At 44.0% G+C, this 20,275-nt stretch carries 17 protein-coding genes and 1 pseudogene; 14 read left to right on the top strand and 4 right to left on the bottom strand.

Annotated elements, in window-relative coordinates; genetic code table 11:
• The 4 genes from Q8J68_RS05275 to Q8J68_RS05260 form a co-directional block, all read left to right on the top strand.
• Window positions 1-3,813: PAS domain S-box protein (locus Q8J68_RS05275; protein ID WP_305310487.1), on the top strand; the 3,813-nt coding region annotated here is incomplete at its 5' end.
• 351 nt (window positions 3,814-4,164) lie between these two features.
• Window positions 4,165-7,002 carry a methyl-accepting chemotaxis protein gene (locus tag Q8J68_RS05270; RefSeq protein WP_305310486.1) on the top strand — a complete coding sequence of 946 codons (2,838 nt, stop codon included), beginning with the start codon at window positions 4,165-4,167 and terminating at the stop codon, window positions 7,000-7,002.
• Window positions 7,003-7,021: 19 nt separating this feature from the next.
• Window positions 7,022-7,513: a chemotaxis protein CheW gene (locus Q8J68_RS05265; RefSeq protein ID WP_305310485.1), complete on the top strand. Its 492-nt coding sequence runs from the start codon at window positions 7,022-7,024 to the stop codon at window positions 7,511-7,513.
• A 26-nt stretch (window positions 7,514-7,539) separates the two neighbouring features.
• On the top strand, window positions 7,540-8,142 hold the full coding sequence (locus Q8J68_RS05260; RefSeq protein ID WP_305310484.1) for a protein-glutamate O-methyltransferase CheR: 603 nt from the start codon (window positions 7,540-7,542) through the stop codon (window positions 8,140-8,142).
• Window positions 8,143-8,243: 101 nt separating this feature from the next.
• On the opposite strand, the gene Q8J68_RS05255 is transcribed toward Q8J68_RS05260, so the two are convergent.
• Window positions 8,244-8,582, bottom strand: coding sequence for a hypothetical protein (locus Q8J68_RS05255; RefSeq protein ID WP_305310483.1), 339 nt, complete (start codon window positions 8,580-8,582; stop codon window positions 8,244-8,246).
• Between the two features lie 177 nt (window positions 8,583-8,759).
• On the opposite strand from Q8J68_RS05255, the gene Q8J68_RS05250 reads away from it, so the two are divergent.
• The 7 genes and pseudogenes from Q8J68_RS05250 (at window position 8,760) to Q8J68_RS05220 (ending at window position 16,296) form a co-directional block, all read left to right on the top strand.
• Complete coding sequence (locus Q8J68_RS05250) at window positions 8,760-9,104, top strand: 4Fe-4S binding protein (RefSeq protein ID WP_305310482.1); 345 nt, start codon at window positions 8,760-8,762, stop codon at window positions 9,102-9,104.
• A 49-nt stretch (window positions 9,105-9,153) separates the two neighbouring features.
• Entirely contained in the window at window positions 9,154-9,810 is a 657-nt protein-coding gene (locus Q8J68_RS05245) for a hypothetical protein (protein ID WP_305310481.1), read from the top strand.
• Window positions 9,811-9,861: 51 nt separating this feature from the next.
• Window positions 9,862-10,734: a CHAD domain-containing protein gene (locus tag Q8J68_RS05240; protein ID WP_305310480.1), complete on the top strand. Its 873-nt coding sequence runs from the start codon at window positions 9,862-9,864 to the stop codon at window positions 10,732-10,734.
• A 385-nt stretch (window positions 10,735-11,119) separates the two neighbouring features.
• Window positions 11,120-13,195: a polyphosphate kinase 1 gene (gene ppk1 / locus Q8J68_RS05235; protein WP_305310479.1), complete on the top strand. Its 2,076-nt coding sequence runs from the start codon at window positions 11,120-11,122 to the stop codon at window positions 13,193-13,195.
• On the top strand, window positions 13,192-14,085 hold the full coding sequence (locus tag Q8J68_RS05230) for an exopolyphosphatase (protein ID WP_305310478.1): 894 nt from the start codon (window positions 13,192-13,194) through the stop codon (window positions 14,083-14,085). Before ppk1 ends, Q8J68_RS05230 begins: the two co-directional genes overlap by 4 nt.
• 255 nt (window positions 14,086-14,340) lie before the next feature.
• A pseudogene (locus Q8J68_RS05225) lies at window positions 14,341-15,767 on the top strand (transposase).
• 112 nt (window positions 15,768-15,879) lie between these two features.
• On the top strand, window positions 15,880-16,296 hold the full coding sequence (locus tag Q8J68_RS05220; RefSeq protein ID WP_305310477.1) for a (2Fe-2S)-binding protein: 417 nt from the start codon (window positions 15,880-15,882) through the stop codon (window positions 16,294-16,296).
• 62 nt (window positions 16,297-16,358) lie between these two features.
• Here Q8J68_RS05220 and Q8J68_RS05215 read toward each other — a convergent pair whose 3' ends face one another.
• The 3 genes from Q8J68_RS05215 to mer are packed head-to-tail and all read right to left on the bottom strand — an operon-like array spanning window position 16,359 to window position 18,921.
• Window positions 16,359-16,877 carry a nicotinamide-nucleotide adenylyltransferase gene (locus tag Q8J68_RS05215; RefSeq protein ID WP_305310476.1) on the bottom strand — a complete coding sequence of 173 codons (519 nt, stop codon included), beginning with the start codon at window positions 16,875-16,877 and terminating at the stop codon, window positions 16,359-16,361.
• A gap of 10 nt (window positions 16,878-16,887) precedes the next feature.
• Window positions 16,888-17,916: a F420H2 dehydrogenase subunit FpoF gene (gene fpoF / locus Q8J68_RS05210; protein ID WP_305310475.1), complete on the bottom strand. Its 1,029-nt coding sequence runs from the start codon at window positions 17,914-17,916 to the stop codon at window positions 16,888-16,890.
• Window positions 17,917-17,934: 18 nt separating this feature from the next.
• Window positions 17,935-18,921, bottom strand: coding sequence for a 5,10-methylenetetrahydromethanopterin reductase (mer, locus tag Q8J68_RS05205; RefSeq protein ID WP_305310474.1), 987 nt, complete (start codon window positions 18,919-18,921; stop codon window positions 17,935-17,937).
• A gap of 391 nt (window positions 18,922-19,312) precedes the next feature.
• Here mer and Q8J68_RS05200 point away from each other — a divergent pair, with 391 nt between their 5' ends.
• The 3 genes from Q8J68_RS05200 (at window position 19,313) to Q8J68_RS05190 (ending at window position 20,225) form a co-directional block, all read left to right on the top strand.
• The gene (locus Q8J68_RS05200; protein ID WP_305310473.1) at window positions 19,313-19,552 is read left to right on the top strand and encodes a DUF2180 family protein; all 240 of its coding nucleotides are present in this window, start codon (window positions 19,313-19,315) and stop codon (window positions 19,550-19,552) included.
• Window positions 19,553-19,560: 8 nt separating this feature from the next.
• Entirely contained in the window at window positions 19,561-19,779 is a 219-nt protein-coding gene (locus Q8J68_RS05195) for a DUF2180 family protein (RefSeq protein ID WP_305310472.1), read from the top strand.
• Between the two features lie 86 nt (window positions 19,780-19,865).
• On the top strand, window positions 19,866-20,225 hold the full coding sequence (locus tag Q8J68_RS05190) for a carboxymuconolactone decarboxylase family protein (RefSeq protein WP_370867604.1): 360 nt from the start codon (window positions 19,866-19,868) through the stop codon (window positions 20,223-20,225).
• Window positions 20,226-20,275 lie beyond the last annotated feature (50 nt).

The following is a 20,275-nucleotide window of genomic DNA, read 5'->3' as shown; positions in this document are numbered from 1 at the left end:
CTCAGCAGTATAACCGGATACCTGCGAGATGAACTTTTAGGCAACAATGTTTTGCCAATGTTAATTCATCCTGATGATCTTGATTTTGTCCGGCAGCAGATGGTTAAAGGTGTTGCTAAACCCTATGAAGTTCGCGTAGTGAGAAAAGATGGAACTATATTGCCAATTGAAATTGAAGCTTACAATCTGATGTACGCAGGACGCTCAGTCCGTGTGGCGGCTGTACGCGATATTACTGAACGTAAGCGGGCCGAAAAGGCACTACAGGAAAAGAATGAGGAACTGGAGCGCTATTTCACATCCAGCCTGGACCTTCTCTGCATAGCTAATAGCAGTGGTGAGTTCATTCGACTAAATCCGGAATGGGAGAAGGTACTTGGATATTCAATAACTGAGCTGGAAGGAAAGCTGTTCCTGGATTATGTGCATCCTGAAGACATGGAAGCTACTCTGGAAACAATTTCCAGGCTGGATGCTCAGGAACATGTCCTGAACTTTGAGAACCGCTATAAATGCAAGGATGGCTCCTATCGGTGGATAGAATGGCGTTCAGTCCCTATAGGAGATCTGGTCTACGCTGCAGCCAGGGATATTACCGACCGCAAGCGGGCAGAAGAGGACCTCGAAAAGGAAAAATCTCTGCTAAAAAGCCTTCTTGACTCAATCCCAGATATGATATTCTTCAAAGACATTGATGGAGTATACCTGGGTTGCAATCCTGAGTTCTCAAATTTTGTAGGTAGGGGCAGAGACCAGATAATCGGTAATACGGATTACGATTTGTTCAGCAAGGAACTTGCCGACTTCTTCAGAGCGAATGATACAATCATGCTGAAAGAAGGCAAGGCCAGACACAATGAAGAATGGGTTGATTATCCCGGCGGCAGAGGGGTATTGCTTGACACCCTAAAAGCTCCTTTGTGTAACTCTACAGGAGATATTCTGGGATTGGTGGGCGTAGGTCGTGATATCACAGACAAGTGGTATGCAGAACAAACTATTAGGGACTTAAATCAATTGAACCAGTCCACTCTGGATTCTTTAGATGCAAATATTTGTGTACTGGACGAGATCGGAACTATAATAAAAACAAATAAATCATGGAAAGATTTTGCCATTGCCAATTCTGCTGACCTTGAAAAAGTAAGTGAAGGAACAAATTACATTCAAACTGCAAAAGACTCTAAGGGTTCAGATAGTGACTTAGCATTGCAATTTGCCCGGGGCATTGAAGATGTGATGAATGGATCGGCAGAGAATTTCGAGCTTGAATATCCATGTCATTCTCCGGAAGAAGAGCGATGGTTCGTAGGCAAGGTGTGTCCTTTTCAAGGCACCAATTCCTTCCCGCGCAAAGTAGTTGTTTCCCACATTAATATAACTGAGCGCAAGAAATCCGAGCAGGCTTTGCAGGCAGAAGAAGCTCGGATGCGAGCTATTACCGAGTCAACGCAGGATGCAATCCTGATGATGGATCCAGCGGGAGACATCTCCTTCTGGAATTCGGCGGCGGAACGTATTTTTGGATATATGAGCGGGGAAGCTATCGGTCAAAACCTGCATTTATTATTAGCACCGCAACGCTATCATGCAGCCCATAAAGAAAAGTTACCACTGTTTCTCAAAACCGGACTAGGCGGCGCTGTGGGTAAGACCGTTGAATTGGAAGCTCTTCATAAGAATGGCGGGGAAATCTCGGTTGAAATGTCACTCTCTTCTCTTGAACTCTCCGATGGCTGGCACGCGGTGGGAGTCATGCGTGAGATCACCGAACGTAAGCTTGCAGATGAAAAAATGCGAACATATGCAGAGGAAGTAGAAAAGAAGAACAAGGAACTTGACATTGCCTTGACCAAAGCAGAGGATGGTGCTAGGGTAAAAAGTGAGTTCCTGGCCAACATGTCCCACGAGATACGTACGCCAATGAATGGTGTTATTGGCATGACAGGTCTGCTTCTTGACACAAGGCTCGATGAAGAGCAAAGACATTATGTTGAAACGGTACAGACAAGCGGAGAAGCACTGCTTGAGATAATCAATGATGTACTGGACTTCTCAAAGATAGAGGCGGGTAAGCTCGAACTGGAGATACTGGACTTTGACCTGCATAGTGTGCTGGACGGCTTTGCTGCCATGCTATCCATACGAGCCCATGACAAAGGGCTGGAATTCATCTGTGCGGCCGAGCCGGATGTACCTGCTTACATAAGAGGTGATACCGGACGTCTGCAGCAGGTATTGACCAATCTGACTGGCAATGCAATTAAGTTCACGCATCATGGCGAGGTATCTGTACGCGTGAATCTGGTTTCTGAGACAGATACAGAAGCTATGTTGCGTTTCTCTGTCCGGGACACTGGAATTGGTATCCCGAAGAATAAAATATCCCTTCTTTTTAACCAGTTCTACCAGGTAGATGCTTCCACGACGCGTCAATATGGTGGTACCGGGCTTGGCCTGGCTATCTCCAAACAGCTTGTGGAGCTGATGGGGGGAGAGATAGGAATGAAAAGTGAACAGGGCAAAGGTTCAGAGTTCTGGTTCACAGTCCGCTTTGCAAAGCAACCATACCGTGAAAGGAATAAACTCCTGCCAGCAGATATTCAAAGCGCACGCATACTCGTTGTGGACGATAACGCTACGAACCGGGAGATACTTGTCGCTCAGATATCTTCATGGGGTGCAAATCCAGTGGAAGCTGTTGACGGTCCCATGGCACTGCAAGCTCTTTACAGAGCACATGAAGATCGCGAACCATTCCATGTAGCAATCCTGGACATGCATATGCCCGGGATGGATGGACTGACCCTTGCAAGGATCATCAAGTCGGATGAAAAATTTGAAAGTACTTGCCTTATAATGCTTTCATCTATGGGACAGTGGTCCGCCTCCGGACAGCTCGAAAAGAACCACTTTGAAGCATATCTTACCAAGCCTGTAAGGCAATCGGAACTATTCGAGAAGCTATCAACTATTCTGACCCCGGACAATGAGAAACAGAAATCACATTCTTCTGTTACCGAGCATGCTACTTCCATGCAGAAAATCAAAAATGTAAGGATACTGCTGGCCGAGGACAACATCGTCAATCAGAAAGTAGCCCAGAGCATGCTGAAAAAAATGGGCCTCCGTGTAGATACTGTAGCCAATGGTGCAGAAGCATTAAAAACCCTTCAAACATTGCCATACGACCTTGTGCTAATGGATGTGCAGATGCCTGAAATGGATGGTCTGGAGGCCACAAGGCTCATTCGGCAGCCCGAATCAGCAGTCCTGAATCGGAATATCCCGATAATCGCAATGACAGCACATGCCATGAAGGGGGACAGGGAAAGATTTATAGAAGCTGGCATGGACGATTACATTTCAAAACCAGTTTCATTGAAGTCCCTAATGGAATTGCTGGATAAATGGCTTGAAGTGGTCCGGAAAGGAAAAACAGAGGACAGTTCATCTCCAAGTGATACGGAAACCTTTGCAAAGCCATTGATATTTGACAGAGAGGCTCTCTTTGAAAGGATAATGGATGATGAAGAACTTGCCAGAAGTTTGATCGCAATATTCCTGAAACAAGTGCCGGAACAGATCAGGGAACTTAGAGAAAATGTAGATAAAAGAGAGATGAAAAATATCCTGTGGTGTTCCCATAAGATCAAAGGCACCTCTGCTAATCTTGGCGGTATGGTTCTTAGTTCTTTGGCATTTGAGATGGAGCAAGCTGCCATGCAAGGTGAGTACAATAAAATAATCACTATTATGCCAGATATGGAAAAACAGTTTGATATCTTGGTTCATCAGCTTAAAGAAGTATAGAATAACTATTTTAGGACTTGTAGGAACCTTCATTTGAATAATGGCTATGGCATCGATAGGTCTGTTTGTCTGAATTCAAGTGAGGATTCATTTCCCTTTTTTTTTACTATACGTCCACCTTATTATTGATGTCAGTGCAAGGACATTTCAGCTGCTATTTTATGCGTTACAGTTCTAGACAAAGATCTAATCCCTAGAATACTCTTATATATAATATTACAAAATAGATAATGTCATATATTTTTATATTAGTAATTTTATCCATTATATTAATATTATATTACTTATAGTAGTTTACTATGCTTAATCTCTGTTAGACTTTCCAATATACGCAGTTGATGAGGGTTCTAAATGTTAGGAATGAACAATAAGCTGAACAAAGAGATCGAACGTGTGCTTGAAAGCATTAATAATGGTCACCTCAGTACACGGGTAGACACAGGAATGGCCGGGAAGAACAAAGAAGTTGCTGAAGCATTCAATGCTTTCCTTGACAATGCCATGCAATGGAAAAGAACTGCAGACTCCCAGGCATCTGTCATAGTTGAAGTTGACAGATTGAAGAAGTGTGTACAGGAAGGACAGCTTGATGCCCGCGTGGATGCAGGTAAGTTTGATGCTGATGCGAAAGGACTTGCAGACGATGTAAACAGCCTGATGGACTCGATGGTAAAACCGTTCATGGCTGCATCAAAGTTCGTCGAGAGGCTCTCCAGGGGGGACATTCCTCCAAAGAGCACAAAGGAATTCAAGGGCTCTTTCAATGACCTGAGAAACAATCTCAATACCTGTGTAGATGCAATAAATGCCCTGATGGTAGATTCCGCAAAACTGGCAGAAGCAACTGCCGCCGGTAAAGTCGATGTACGCGTGGACGCTTCTCAGCATGGCGGTGATTTCAGGAAGATCATTGAGAGCATGAACAGCAATCTTGATGCGATATCAAAGCCGCTCAATGAGAGCACCTCCATTCTCCTAAAGCTTGCGGTAAATGACTTTGAAGATGGTGTGACCGGTGAATACCCTGGCATCTTCAAGGATAATGCATACGCTGTTAACGAAGTTCGCAACAGGTTGCTTAACATCCAGCGCACATTCGAGTACATGGCTGTAGGAAACTTCGATGATCTTGAGAAGTACAGAAAAGTAGGCAAACGTTCTGAGAACGACAAGCTCCTTCCAAACACAATATCAGTGATGGAAAAAGTCAAAGGCATGGCAGATGAGTTCATTGTGCTGGGCAAAGCTGCCGAAGAGGGCAATCTGGCACACAGGACAGATGCTTCCGGGTTTGATGGCCTTTTCAAGGAAGCCATTGTTACAGTCAACAAAGCATTTGATGCAGTTATCAACCCATTGAACCTGACAGCCGAGTATGTTGAAAGTATATCCAGGGGAGAGGTTCCGGAAAAGATCACTGACAACTACAAGGGTGATTTCAATGTGATCAAGAACAACATCAATCATTGTATCGATGGTCTTGCGGGACTTCAGGAGAGCAATGAAGTGTTGCAGCTTATGGCAGAGAATGACCACACCCACAGGGTAGAGGGACACTATCAGGGTATCTTTGCAGATATGGGTACCGCTACAAACTCTGTCCGCGACAGGATACGCACCGTAATGTCGGTCAACAAGAAGATTGCTGTGGGTGATCTCAGTGATCTCCAGGGCCTTAAAAAAGTGGGCAGGCGTTCTGAGAACGATGAACTGATCCCTTGCTATATCTCCATGATGGGTAATATTGAGGGCATTGTCAATGAGTTCATGAAACTGGGCCATGCCAGTGAAGCCGGAAACCTTGATTACAGGGCTGATGGCTCTGCTTATGAAGGTGCTTTCCAGGAAGCCATCAATACAGTCAATGGTGCTATTGATGCACTTGTGACACCTCTCAACGAAGCTATCAGGATAGTGAATGAATATTCACAAGGTAATCTGGATGCAAGGGTAAGCTTTGAAACGCAGGGTGATTTCAAGATATTTGCAAATGCTCTTGATAACTTTGGAGAGAACCTGCAGGCAATCATCGAAGATTCCAGTGAGGTGCTCGATGCCATATCCAACAACGATCTGAGTCGTCCTGTACAGGTGGAAGGTGTCGGAGAGTTCAAAATGCTAACTGATGGCATAGAGAACACCAGGATATCTCTGAACAATGTTGTTTCTATGGTCCACACCACATCCAGGAATGTGGCTGCCACTGCAGAAGAGATGTCTGCATCTGTACAGGAGCTGACCTCTTCATCCTACCAGATAGCAGATACGGTCTCAGAGATTTCAAAAGGAGCACAGAATCAGGCATCTAAGACCGAGGAAGTTTCCCGTGCAATGATTGATATGACCGTGACTGTACAGGAAGTCGCGACCAACTCCCAGAAGGCTGCAGAAACTGCCAAGGAATCCAATGAACTCCTTCACGATCTGGGTATTATTACAAAGGACCTGCTGAAAAAGATGGAAGGCATCAAAGGTGCATCTTCAGATTCCTCCTCAGCTATAATGCAACTTGACGGCAAATCCAAACAGATAGGCGAGATAGTAAGTCTTATTACAAGCATTGCCGATCAGACCAACCTGCTTGCTCTCAATGCAGCAATAGAGGCTGCAAGGGCAGGAGAGCATGGCCGCGGGTTCGCTGTTGTTGCAGACGAGGTTCGCAAACTGGCCGAGGATTCCGGTAACGCAGCCAAACAGATAGCTGGTCTTATACACGAGATACAGGCAGGCACATCCAATGCCGTGAAAACCATGCAGCAGGGTGCTGTAGAGGTTTCCACAGGCGCTGAAGCTCTCAATAAGGCTGCATCTGTAATAGAGAAAGTCATGAAGGCCGGGGACACAATAGCCCACATGGTGCAGGATATTGCAGCAGCCGCAGAGGAACAATCAGCTTCAATAGAAGAGGTTACATCATCTGTTGAGGAAGTATCTGCTGTTTCTGAAGAATCGGCAGCCGGAACCGAGGAAGCCTCCGCAGCTGTACAGGAGCAAACAGCTACAATGCAGGAACTCTCAAAATCAGCAGAGAGCCTGGCACTGGTCGCCGGGGAAATGAAAGACGTTGTTGATAAGTTCCTCCTCGATGAAACAGCAGGCAATGCTCCGGGGAAGCAAAAAGATTCCTTTAAAGGCAAGCCAGAGTCCTTATCAAAAGGTAGTAAACGCAAGGGCCATGCCCTTCTATAATTTTTAGGAGACCAATAATATGGCTGACAATTCATTTGAAGGAAAAAGGAACGCGGCAGATCTGCTCCAGCTAGTGGTCTTTGAGCTGGGAGGCGAGGAGTTTGGTGTAGAGATCATGAACGTGCAGGAGATAATAAGGATGCCTGAGATGACTCAGATCCCCCAGTCTCCTGATTTTGTGGAAGGTGTGATAAACCTCAGAGGCAGGATAATTGTAGTTGTGAATCTCAGTAAGCGCTTTAACCTGCAGTCCAGGGTAGCCGATGAAAACTCCAGGATAATAGTAGTGGAGATAGGCAATTCTGTTGTAGGCATGATCGTAGACTCTGTGAACGAGGTGCTGCGGATACCTATATCCAGCGTGGAACCTGCTCCTGAACTTGTCATGTCCAAAGTCAGCAGGAACTACCTTAAAGGAGTTGGAAAGATTGATAAAAGGCTGCTCATACTTCTTGATCTTGGCAGAGTCCTGACAGTTGAAGAAGTGAGTGAGATAACAAACCTTGTCTGAATGGCAAGACCTCTTTCTCCAATATCATGGCTTTCACTTATTTTTTCAGAGATATGCAGACCCTTGAGATGATCCGGGACTACGTTATCCCGGGTCTGAGAACACGCAGGTACATACACATATGGGATGCAGGCTGTGCAATGGGCCCCGAACCATATTCACTGGCTATTGTACTGCGGGAGAATATGGGAATGATCTTCAGGAACGTAAAGATCCACGCAACAGATATCGACAGCAGTAACCTATTCGGTGATATCATCCAAAAAGGAACGTATCCGTTAGAACAGGTACAGAGGATACCCGGGCCAATATTTGAAAAATATTTTTCTCCGGCGGATGAGCCAGGTCATTATACTATTTCAGAAGAGATACGCAGGAGTGTCTCATTTACAAAACATGATCTGCTGAGCATGAAACCTATAAGGAAAGGCTTGAACCTTATCATGTGTAAGAACGTACTCCTTCATTTCAATGAACAGGAGCGTGTCGATGTTATAAGGATGTTCCATGATTCACTGGACGAAGGATATTTTGCCACGGAACAGACCCAGAAGATGCCTGAGGTTCTTGAAAGTCATTTTGAGCCGGTTGTTGCAAACGCACAGTTGTACCGCAAGATATGCATTTGAATCTTTTTGAGGGGCAAAGATTTAATCTCCAATAAAACCTAATTCCTTTAGATCATTATGGAGATAGAAGCCAAGTTCCTGATAGAGGATGAAGAGGTATTTCACAGGCTTGGAGGCATAAAGTCTATTGCTTCCTTTGAAGTGGGGAATTTTTCTGAGAGCATTGTCCAGAACCGCCAGATAAGAGGTTTCTGTTCTTCCTGAGGGCATGGTTTACCTGTGGTGTAAAGTTCGAATCCCATCGGATTTAGAGGCATGAGAAATCTGTTGATTATTTCTGTCATTCCTGAAGCGTGCCAGCCTTCAAAGACGACAATAATCGGGATGCCCATTTTCCATGCTTTTCTCTGGAGTTCTCCCATGCGGAGCTTAAACTCTTCTACCATATCTTCATATTCCTTTTTTTGAATACTCTTTGACAGGTCCATCTTTTCAAGCATGCTTTAACCCGAAATGTTAATTCAAATAAAATCAATATATAATTCTAAATATTAAATACGTTTTATGTGTACTATCTCTTAAAGGTTGTCGTCATCGTCCCTCACTCCACCTCTCTTAGAAAGACATTTCTATGTGTTTGTATATATCGTTATTTAGTTATTATGGGGGTGTGTTTTGTGCCATGGATCAAGAAGAAAAAGTGTGTTGCCTGTAAAAAATGCGTTAAGAAATGTCCGACAGATGCGATTTCTATGGTAAAGGGAAAAGCCCTTATTGATGACTTAAAATGTATCAATTGTGGGAAATGTGTTCGGATCTGTCCCGTTAAGGCAATATTGGGAGATAAGGACAAAATGGATGTTGAGATCAAAGCCAATATCAAATTGCTCAAGAAGTCTCTTGCTAAGTCTAAAAATAAGAAAGACCAAAGGCAGATTATCGGGAATCAGGTCCTTCAGCTGAGAATGCAAAGAAAGGTCATTAAGGGAACCCTGAAGGAACTGGAAAATATCAAAAAGTGAGTTTAATTTATGCTATTCTTTCTAATTACCACCCCAATGTGAGTTAAACATGCCATATACAGCACTTCGCAGAAAAAGTTCCACGCTTGCCGCCTTCTTTATGTTGTTCGGCCTTGTTTTTTCCATGACCGGTATCCTGTATGCCATGGTCGGGAAAGTGACAAGGTTCTCCGACCCTCAGGTTATACTTATTTCCTGTACTCTTGTGGGTGTTGGCCTTTTGCTGATATTTGCAAGTCTGAATATTGCCAGTATGAACAGGAGTTGTGGTCGTAGCACGTCTTTTATTGCCGGTATGTTCTTTTCACTTCTGGGTATTCTTATCGTTGTCACATCCTATCCTGAAAAATGGTTATATCCAACAGTTGCATACGCTTTTATCTCTTATTCTCTGGGTATATTCCTGATAATTATCAACTTATTCGTTAACTGTTTTTCTCTCTTCCATCTTGCGCCTGAATGTACCGGTTCTGATGTGACATCTTCCAGTGAAACAATTACAGGGCCTGAGAAAACAGGTGTCATGGACAGTTCCGTTATGGCAGCGTTTGCGGTTATAATGGTAGCCAGCATGCTGCCTGATTATTCCAGGCCATCTTTGCACAATGAAGATGCTGGTATCAACATGTCTGTTATTTCAGTTCCACAGGACAATCCAACTGAAAATACAAATGAAAATACAGGTGCAGTATCTGATGATGCTTAAGAGATTGCTGATGGCACAGTTGAGGACGCAGGCACTCGTGATGAAAAAACGATGAACTCTGGAACTATAGCGCATATCCCTTTAGTTGAAGAAGAGTCTTCTGTCGTAGCAGTCAGTCCTTCCCATAGCATCATCTCCATGAAAAAGACAAATATCAAGCCAAGTGACACAATGCGTGAAGCTTCATGTAAAATATTAAAGTTCCATTTTGGCAGGATGCTTGAACATGAGAGAGGTACCCAGGTTGGAAAAGACATCGAAGAGCTTCATGATATGCGGGTTGCAGCAATGCGCATGCGTTCCGTCTTCCAGGTGCTTGAGGAGTACATGGACATGAAAAAGCTCGACAAACATCTCAAAAACCTGTGGTCTGCAAGAAGAACACTCGGGCAGGTGCGCGATATGGACGTATTCCTTGAGAAAATAGACCATTATCTTGGAACCCAGCCTGCCGGAAGTAATATCGATCTTGGCAACCTCACCGATTCCCTGCACATAGAAAAGGCAAAGCGCAGGGGAATGATGCTGATATATATGGACAGTGCCAGATATGCCAAGTTCATATCCAGTTTAGCCAGGATACTTCTTGATAATGGTTCCTGGAATATGGGGACAGTTACAAAGAAGGGTGACCCCGGACCCTGTCTTGTGAAAGATGTGCTGCCTGTATTGTTATACTCACAGTTGGCAAAGGTGCGTTCATACGATACTATCGTGTCCGCAGGATCAGCACCGACATTTGATCAGTATCATCAGCGCCGCATCGATGTTAAGATACTGCGCTACACGCTTGAGTTCTTCCGGGAAGTACTTGGACAGGACTCAAAACAACTTATACATGACCTCAAAAACCTGCAGGATAATCTGGGAGACATGCATGATGCCGTAGTCGCCCTCGAACTTCTTGATAACTTTGAGAGCTAGGGAAGTGGGGTATAACAAGTGATGATCATGCGCAGGTTGCAGTGGCCAGGCAAAGGGAATCTGGAATAGAAGCCTACATCGAGTATCGGAATAAGGAACTTGAAAATCTCGTGGGAGAGTTTCCAGCGGCCTGGTCAAAAGTGTGCGACAATGGATTCAGCATTAGATTATCTCAGGCGATAGCAGGGATTTACTCTAACTGAGATCATCTCTTCCTGCGTGAGGAAAGAAAAGGTATCGTCTATATATTTTATATATGTATAATGATGCAACAGTATCTTGCTGACTTCTCTATACTTCTATTTATTATTATATGTAAAGTGTTATATAACGGTGTCTCTTTATAATTTATAATATCTTCATATCCAAGTTAAAAATGATTACCATGGCTAGGACGAAGGACTATGTTAACCGTGAAATAAGCTGGCTTTCCTTCAATGAGCGTGTACTTCAGGAGGCAATGGACCCTGCAGTACCACTTCTTGAGAGGCTTAAGTTTTTGGGTATTTTCTCGTCCAATCAGGACGAGTTCTTCAGTGTAAGGGTTGGCACCCTGAAAAGAATGCTGGATGCAGGTGTAAAGTCCAAAGCAATGGTAGGCGGTTCTCCGAAAAAGGTCATGAAGGATGTACACAATGTCGTAATCCGGCTCCGGGACAATTTCGATACGGTGTTCCAGCAAATCCGCAAGGAACTTGAGAGTTATAGCGTGTATATTGTTGACGGGACAGAGTTGAATATAGAACAGCAGGCATTCCTTAAAACATATTTCAACGACAAGGTAAGGCCCCGTCTTGTTCCTATAATGATAAAGGAACTCCCCGAATTTCCATACCTGAGGAACCAGGCTATATACCTTGCAATTGCCATGTACCGTTACTCTGAGCCTCAGCACTTTAATTATGCCCTTATAGAAGTTCCGGCCGATGTCCTCTCACGTTTTACCGTCCTTCCGGATTCGGAGAGTGGAACATGTGTCATGATGCTTGATGATGTCATTCGTTTTGGTCTTGCAGATATCTTCTCCACGTTTGATTACGAATCAATAAAAGCCTATACAATAAAGCTAACAAGGGACGCAGAACTTGATTTTGATGACGATGTCACCAAGAGCTTCTTTGAAAAAGTTTCTGAAAGCCTCAAAGCAAGGGAAAAAGGGGAACCTGTACGTTTTGTCTATGATAGGGAAATACCTGAGGACCTGCTCGATTTTATCCTCACCAGGCTTCATATAAGCGGTTTTGACAATCTCGTGTCAGGTGGCAGGTACCACAATGCAAGAGATTTTATGAATTTTCCTGCTGTTGGTCCTGACACGCTGATGTACCGGAAAGATATCCCTCTTGCCCACAAGGACCTCATGAGACACAAAAGCATGTTCAGCGCAATCAAAGAGAAAGACATTCTCCTGCATTATCCATACCAGTCTTTTGGTTACTATATCGATTTACTTCGTGAGGCAGCAATAGATCCCAACGTGATAAGCATTAAGACAACTCTTTACAGGGTTGCAAAAACATCCAATGTTGTCAATGCGCTTATAAATGCTGTTAAGAATGGAAAAGAAGTCACTGTTGTTATCGAACTCCAGGCGCGGTTTGATGAAGAGCTCAACATGTACTGGACACGGAAACTCGAGGAAGCCGGCGCAAGGATAATAGACGGTGTGCCAAACCTGAAAGTGCATTCCAAGCTTTGTCATATCACCAGGCAGGAAGGTGATGATATTGTGCACTATTCATGCATTGGCACCGGTAATTTCAATGAAGATACTGCAAAGGTGTATTGTGACCATACCCTGATGACTGTGAATAAGAACCTGACCAATGAGGTTGAGCATCTATTTGATTTTTTCAGGTATAATTACAAGAGCTTCATATACAATCACCTTCTGGTCTCCCCGATGCATATGCGCCGGAAGCTACTACGGATGATAGATAACGAGCGAAAGAATGCCATTGCGGGAAAACCTGCCTACATATATGCTAAGATGAACAGTCTCGTTGACAGCCAGATGATCCGGAAACTCTATGATTCCAGCAGGGATGGTGTGAAAATAAGACTTATCATCAGAGGTATATGCTCTCTTGTGCCAGGTGTTAAGGGATTGAGCGAGAACATTGAGGTAATAAGCATAGTGGACAAATACCTTGAGCACTCCCGGATACTCATCTTCTCTAATGCCGGAGACGAAAAATATTATATCTCTTCTGCCGACTGGATGGTCAGGAACCTTGACAGACGTATTGAAGTGGCAGTGCCTATATATGATCACGACCTGCAGCAGGAACTCAGGCATTACATGGAACTGCAGTTCAGGGACAACACGAAGGCCAGGGTTATCAATGAGAAGCAGGATAACACTTACAGGAAAGGAAATGAAGGTAGTGTCTACCGTTCACAGTTGGATATATATGGGTTCCTTAAAGACAAACTCGGGGATGCAGGAGTGAACAGATGAGATTTGCTGCAATTGATATAGGTTCGAACGCTGTTCGCTTGCTCCTTTCAAAAGTAGATATCACAGGTGTTAATCCTGTATTTGAGACTGTTTCCCTGATACGTATGCCTATACGCCTTGGTGATGATGCTTTTGTTCACGGGCGTATTTCAGATGAAAAGGTTGGTCAGCTTGTAAAGACCATGATAGCTTTCAGGTATCTTATGGATGCCTATGAGCCGATAGATGTCATGGCATGCGCAACCTCGGCAATGAGGGAAGCTCAGAACAGTGATGATATCGTAAGCAGAATCAAGGATGAGAGCGGGATAGAGATAAGTGTCATAAGTGGGAGGAAGGAAGCCCGGATAATATATTCCAACCACATTGAGAAGATAATTGCCAACGATACTTCTTCCACATATCTTCATATTGATGTTGGCGGCGGCAGCACCGAACTTATCCTCTATGACAGGAGCAGGGTACTTGCATACAGGTCATTCAATATAGGTGCTATCCGCATGATCGAAGGTTTGGTTTCGAAAGATGAATGGAATGACATGAAGAAATGGGTCAGGTCCGTTACAAAGGAATACCGCCCGCTTTCTTCTGTGGGCAGCGGAGGCAACATCGGCAAGGTCTTCTCTCTTGCAAATGCTAAGGAAGGAACTCCTCTTTCATATGGCGACCTGAAAAATGTATATGACCTCCTGCGAGCCCATTCTCTTGAACAGCGTATAATCAAACTGGGGCTCAAGCCTGACAGGGCCGATATCATAGTCCCGGCTTCTAAAATATATCTCTCTGTCATGAAGTGGGGAAATGTGGAAAAGATACATGTTCCTCAGCTGGGGCTTGCTGATGGTATTATACATGTTCTTTATGAGAAACACAAGGATAATTATGTGTGAGCACCGACTTGTGATTTTTAACTTTTTATAACCCTCTGTAAGAGTCAAACGCCATGTCTCGATAATGGTTTGATATTCTTTTTTCCTTTTTTATAATCTTGGAGTAAGAAGACCACCCGTTTTAACGGGTGGATGAATTACGTCCATTTCCCATTCAAGAGATGTCTGGAACCATATACACTGTCAAACATTAAACCCAACTTTGACAGTCAAAAGTAATAATAGTGTTCTTAGCCTTGATGTATTCGACCAAAAATGCAACAAAAACTAAGAACATACGAGATTATTCCTAACGAGAATATATGCTTTCCTGTCGGAACTATTGTGGCAGTAAACCAACTTTATGGTATCCTTGACTTTCCTACTGTTTTCGGTAAACACAAAAAGAATGGTATTGATATCAACAACTTGCTGAAGGCTCTTGTAAGCTACAAGCTTACAGATAATTTCAGCATAAGTAAAGCTCATGACTGGATAAACCGTGATGAGGTACTTGATATCTTCGATCTCGAAGATTTCAGTGAAAGGACACTTTACAGGGTTCTTGAAACCCTGGGAAATAATCGTGAAACGATTATTTCCGATATTCAGGACAGACTGTTTGACAGGTATGATTTCGAACATACCAACATCAATGTGGACTGGACCAGCATCGTTCTGCATGGCGATAAATCTCCATTGGGTAAATATGGTTATAGTCGTGATCACAGGCCTGACAAGAAACAGATAACATTAGGCATAGCAGAACTTGCAGATCCCATCAACGTGCCTATTGCCATCACAGTAGAACCCGGAAATCTGCATGACCAGAAACACTTCAGGAAAACGTATCAACAGGTAAACAAGAGGTTGAAGCAGGGATCACTTGTTGTTTTCGATAAAGGAGCTCATAGCATAGAGAACACTGCCATGATAATGGCAGATGACCTGCAGTATCTGACTGCAAGAAAGCTCAATAAGAGTGATGACAAGATAATTGCAAACTTCGGGAACTATTCTCTTGAGATTGTTGATTCAGAAGATGGTATCTATGGCCTGAAAATCGTTAAACCAAGTAGTTTCAACTACTTCTACTTCTCTGAAAAGCTCCAGAAGGAGCAACTTGAATCAAGAGCCAGGAAGATCATGAGGCAGATAGAGGAAGCAAAAGAGATACAGCAATCTATTGACAAGAATAAGAAGCTGCCTAAAAAGTTCAGGATCAATAATGTCCTTGTTGATGTCGTTTATTCCTTACAGACAAAACTGACGGATCTTGATGAAGAAGAAGCTATCAAACTTCTTGAGGAACATTTGATAACAGGCAGAGAAGGATTTTTCTGTCTGAAATCGAGTAAGAATTTGACACTAAAACAGGCTCTTCAAACATCAGGAAAAAAGACTCAATAGAGAAAATAATTAATTCCCTCAAGAATGAGATCGAGATAAAACCGTTACGAGTATGGTCAGATGCCAGTATCTATGGAGCTATTATCATTGGGTTCATTGCACAGTTGTTCATATCGCTGATGCGATATGAGTTCAATGAACTCAAACATAAGTCCACAAAATTCATAAAAAAAAGCTTATTGAATTTGACAGTTACCGTCGATTTCCTGAAAGAAAGGTCGAAAAAGTACATTTATGCCAACTTTGATGCCATAAATACACTGATTTTAAGGCAAAAAAGGGCAAAATCGTAGAATTTTGCATGAAATTGTTTAAACTGTCAAATAGGTTTTCCTGACAAAAAAACGAAAAAATTGGGCGAAAAGAGAAGGCATTCTCTTCATCAAGGAGTGAAAACTGTCAAACTTGGGCTGCAAGACAAAAGGAAGGTGGGTTGAGAATACCACAGTGAGGCATCTACTCAGAAGGGAAATGGAAGAGAAAGCAGGCCAGGAAGATTACTACCTGTGCATGAATGAAAAGTGCAACATAGCCTACTACAATGACAAGACACGCATTATCTTTTGGAAAACGGACATTACTGTACCTTTATGGTTCAAGGAAGATGCCGATCCCAGATATGCATGTTACTGCAGCAAGATAACGCAAGAAAATGTCATCCTGGCTGTAAGGGAACATAAAATTACGGATATGAATGCCATAAGGAAATATTATGATCCGGGTGCAAAGAGCCAGTGTAAAATAAAGAACCCTACTGGCAAGTGCTGTAGCCCTGTGTTCAATGAGATCATTAAGAAAGTAAAGGACCTTGAAGAACACTGACCACTTGCTTCAATCAGGTGGATACGTTCATGAGTGGTCCAATAAGTTTTCCCGGATGAATATCAATCGATATCCGTCTTTGAAACCTGCTTTAGTCTCTCAACGCCATCTAGATCTTCGATAATCTCGACTACAGCCTGGGGAACCAGATGCTTCCACTCCTCATCAGCGATGATCCTCCTGCGTATCTCCCTTCCGGAATAACCGTCCCTGTGATACATGGGCGGCTGGAGCACTTCGATTCCTGCTTCCTCAAAGAGCCTGATGACAAGAGGATTGTTGGAATAGACAAGGTCAAAGGGTGGTGTCATGGAAATTATATGCGAGACCCACACGGCATTTCTCTGCAGGTCCTCTATCGGGATCGCATAATGAGTGATATCAGTGTCCTTAAGAGCATGCCGGATCATCATCACGCGCTCACCGGCAGTAAAAGGGTTCTTGGGCTCGTGGCTCTTCTGTGCACTACCAATGCCGATAACCAGTTCGTCCACATCCCGGGCTATACTGGTAATAACGGAATAATGCCCAAGATGAAATGGTTGGAAGCGTCCTATATAGAACGCCCTTCTCATGTGCATTTGGCAACCATCAGTGAATGCCACATTCATCGAATGTGAACTCTTCACATACTTCCAGGTAGTGTTTCTTATTGTTGTCGTGTTTCATCGTGGTAAGTTTCTTGATAAGATCCAGTCCGGGCTTGGGGTCTTCCATGATCTCAACCCTGTCCCTGATCATATCGAAGTACTTCTCACCGACATCAGTGCGTATGAGCACACTGTTCCATCCGTCAGGAGTACCAACAGAACCTACTGAGATATCAGCAAAGTATGATGTATAGTCACAGCAGTGGTGGCATGGGTTCCTTGCATGCGGAGCAACCTGTGCGATCTTCACACTGTGTGCCTCGCCGTCCTTTGTATAGTTCCAGAACTGACCTTTGCCGAAGTCCATCTTGACGACATCTTCCGCCTTAAGTCCCATGATCTCCGGAAGGATCTTTTCCTTCATGACATCATGATAGAAACTTTCCATGCACAGCAGGCCAATAATAACAACTATCTTGTCATTTACATTTTCCGATATCAAGCGGGCTGCATGTACCTGGCAGGGGACTCCGATCACAGCTATCCGGTCGTATTTCTCGAATGGCTCTTTCAGAGCTGACAGTACAGAATCATAAGTATATTTGGTACCTGTTGTCCTGTCAACATCTTCGGGCTTTGTCATCAGGATCAGTTCGGTATTCCACCCGTCATCGCTGGCGATACCAACGATACAGTCAACCTCGCCATTCTCAAGCAAAGCCTTTGCAAGAGTGGAAGTTACACCGCCGTCCTGGCCTTTTATATTGCTCTTTGCTCCGAAGAATGACCTTACGTTTGCAAATTCATCTTCCATAAATCCGTCAATGACAGGACAGATCCTTGCGCATGTAAGACATCCCTCACATACATTAGGCGCTGCACCTTTGACGTACAGTTCTAAATTATCAGGGTCACGAATCTCTGCCCTTTTATCCACGACGATAGCACCGGCGGGGCAGACCGATGCGCATGCCCCGCAAGCTGTGCAGACGTCGTGTTCAATGACCTCTAATATCTTGGGATGGGCCATTAATTGCCTCCGACGTGTTTATTTTTGTCCGATTATTTCTTTACCGATGAGCTTGATAGCCTTCTCTTTGTCAGGTCCGATTGGGGAGCCGGCAACTATCTGTGTCACACCGATGTCAAGCAGGTCATTGATCCTTGCCTTACAGTCAGCCGGGGTTCCGCAGATAGAGAACGCATCGATCATTTCGGTAGTTACCATTCCGCCCATGAGTGAGCCGAAATCGCCCTTTGCAATTGCAGCACCGATGTCTGCCTTTGCTGCTACATCAATGCCGTGGCGCTCAAGCACCATGTCAGGTGAGCCTGCAACTATGAATGCGACAACGACCTTTGCTGCGTTGACTGCCTTCTCAGGTTTCTCATCGATTGAGAAGCATGCATATGCTGCAACATCTACTTCCTTGGGGTCGCGTCCTGCTTTCTTTGCACCTGATGCAATCTGTTGCACAGCTACTTCAAAGTCTTTTGGGTGGGATGCGTTGATCAGTACACCATCAGCAACCTCTCCGGCAAGCTCGAGCATTTTAGGACCCTGTGCACCCATATATATAGGGATGCTGCCTGCCTTGAATGCCATCTTTGCACCGCTGATCTTGACCATTTCGCCATCCTGGTTTACCTTCTTCCCTGTGAAGAAAGCGCGGATAGCGGAGATGCTCTCCTTTGTCATTGTCAGTGGCTTGTCCCATGAGATTCCCATGGCATCAAAAGTTGCCTTGTCTCCAGGACCAAGACCAAGAATTGCACGGCCACCTGATATCTCGTTGATCGAAGCTATGCTTGATGCTGTTACAGCAGCGTTCCTGGTGTACGGATTTGTCACACCGGTACCCAGCTTGATGCTGTTAGTGTTCATTGCAAGAACTGCTAAGGTGGAGTACACATCACGGTTGTTGTAGTGGTCAGTGATCCATACATTGTCAAATCCCTGTGTTTCAGCAAGCTTTGCATAATGAGCGATCTTAAGAACCGGGTCGCTCGGTACAAACTCTATTCCAAATGTCATTTGAATCCTCCTGTAAAAGTGTTGTTATTCAGGTGGCTATACATATTTAAAACTTTGTTGGTTTGATTCGACATCAAAGAAGGACGCCACATGGAATATTGATAAACTACGGAGCAACAACACATTGATTTTCTAAAAGTGCAAGTCTGGAAAATATAGAAAGGAATGTATAAAAACCAGTATACCGGCACCTGTCAAAGATGCCAAGCATCATCACCGATACAGATATATTGAGGAAGTTTCAGATTAATTGGCAACTAAGATAAATATGGAGGTGGAGGTTCGGGAAGCCGTCACGGAGAGATACATCAATAGCATCAGGCTTTAAATGGGCCTGTTTTTGACAACAGTCATATGTAGGAGTGATTTGAATAATTACGAAGTGATCAGCATGAAATGTTATGAGTGTTCAAAAAATGGAAAAAAAAGTGACACCCTGGCCATATGCATAGTATGCGGGCGAGGAGTATGTAAACAACACCTGGTAAGGGAAGACACTCCTGTATGGGAGGGAGAATACAGCATAAAACTAAAATGCGGTATGGGAGTTGAGTGTAAATACGAGGATGTGCAGCATATTAAAAAGATACTATGCATACCCTGCCATGAAGCCCTGAAGGAGAACTATTAGGTGATATCATGATGAAATGTTATGATTGCATGGACACAGGAAATGATAGTGAAGCTGCCTGTGTTTGCATAGTATGCGGTAAGGGCCTGTGTGTTGACCATGCAAAGGAACTTGAATTGCCGGTATCAATTGGAAAACCACCTCATGTTGAAAGGCTTCCCAAAGGACTGCCAAGGCTCATGTGCAGCTACTGCCTGGGACATACAATAGAAGAGGGTTTTGACTGAACGTTCATTACTAATATAAAGGAGATAGAGATATGTGCGGAGATAGAAATATGTGTGGAAATAAAGATCCAAACAAAGACAGTAACATGTGCGGTGAAGGAAAAAGGCACAAGGGGTTACTCGGGGATATGTCAGATAAGCTTGGATTCACACCTCAGATACTGGAAACACTTGACCAGCTTGAGCCGGAATTCCTGCACAAGTATAACATGTGCAACAGCAAATTGCTTCAGGATGGTGCACTACCTGCCAAAACAAAGATCCTGATGGCACTTGCAGTGGTCGCTTCAAAACAGTGTGAGGCCTGTGTGGCTTCCCAGATGAAAAGCGCGCTCAACAATGGGGCAACCAAGGAAGAGATCATGGAAGTCATGGATGTGATCTTCATAACCTCAGGTGCACCGGCTGTTGCAGCCTGCAGGCATGCGCTTAAGATGCTAAGATGAAAGCTTCGAGGGGATCGTAAGGATCCTCTTCAATTTTGATTATTGTTCAT

This window comes from Methanolobus sp., assembly GCF_030682845.1.
Lineage (GTDB): Archaea > Halobacteriota > Methanosarcinia > Methanosarcinales > Methanosarcinaceae > Methanolobus.
Note: the sequence above shows the minus strand (reverse complement) of the source record. Positions and strands in the feature narration are given on the sequence as shown.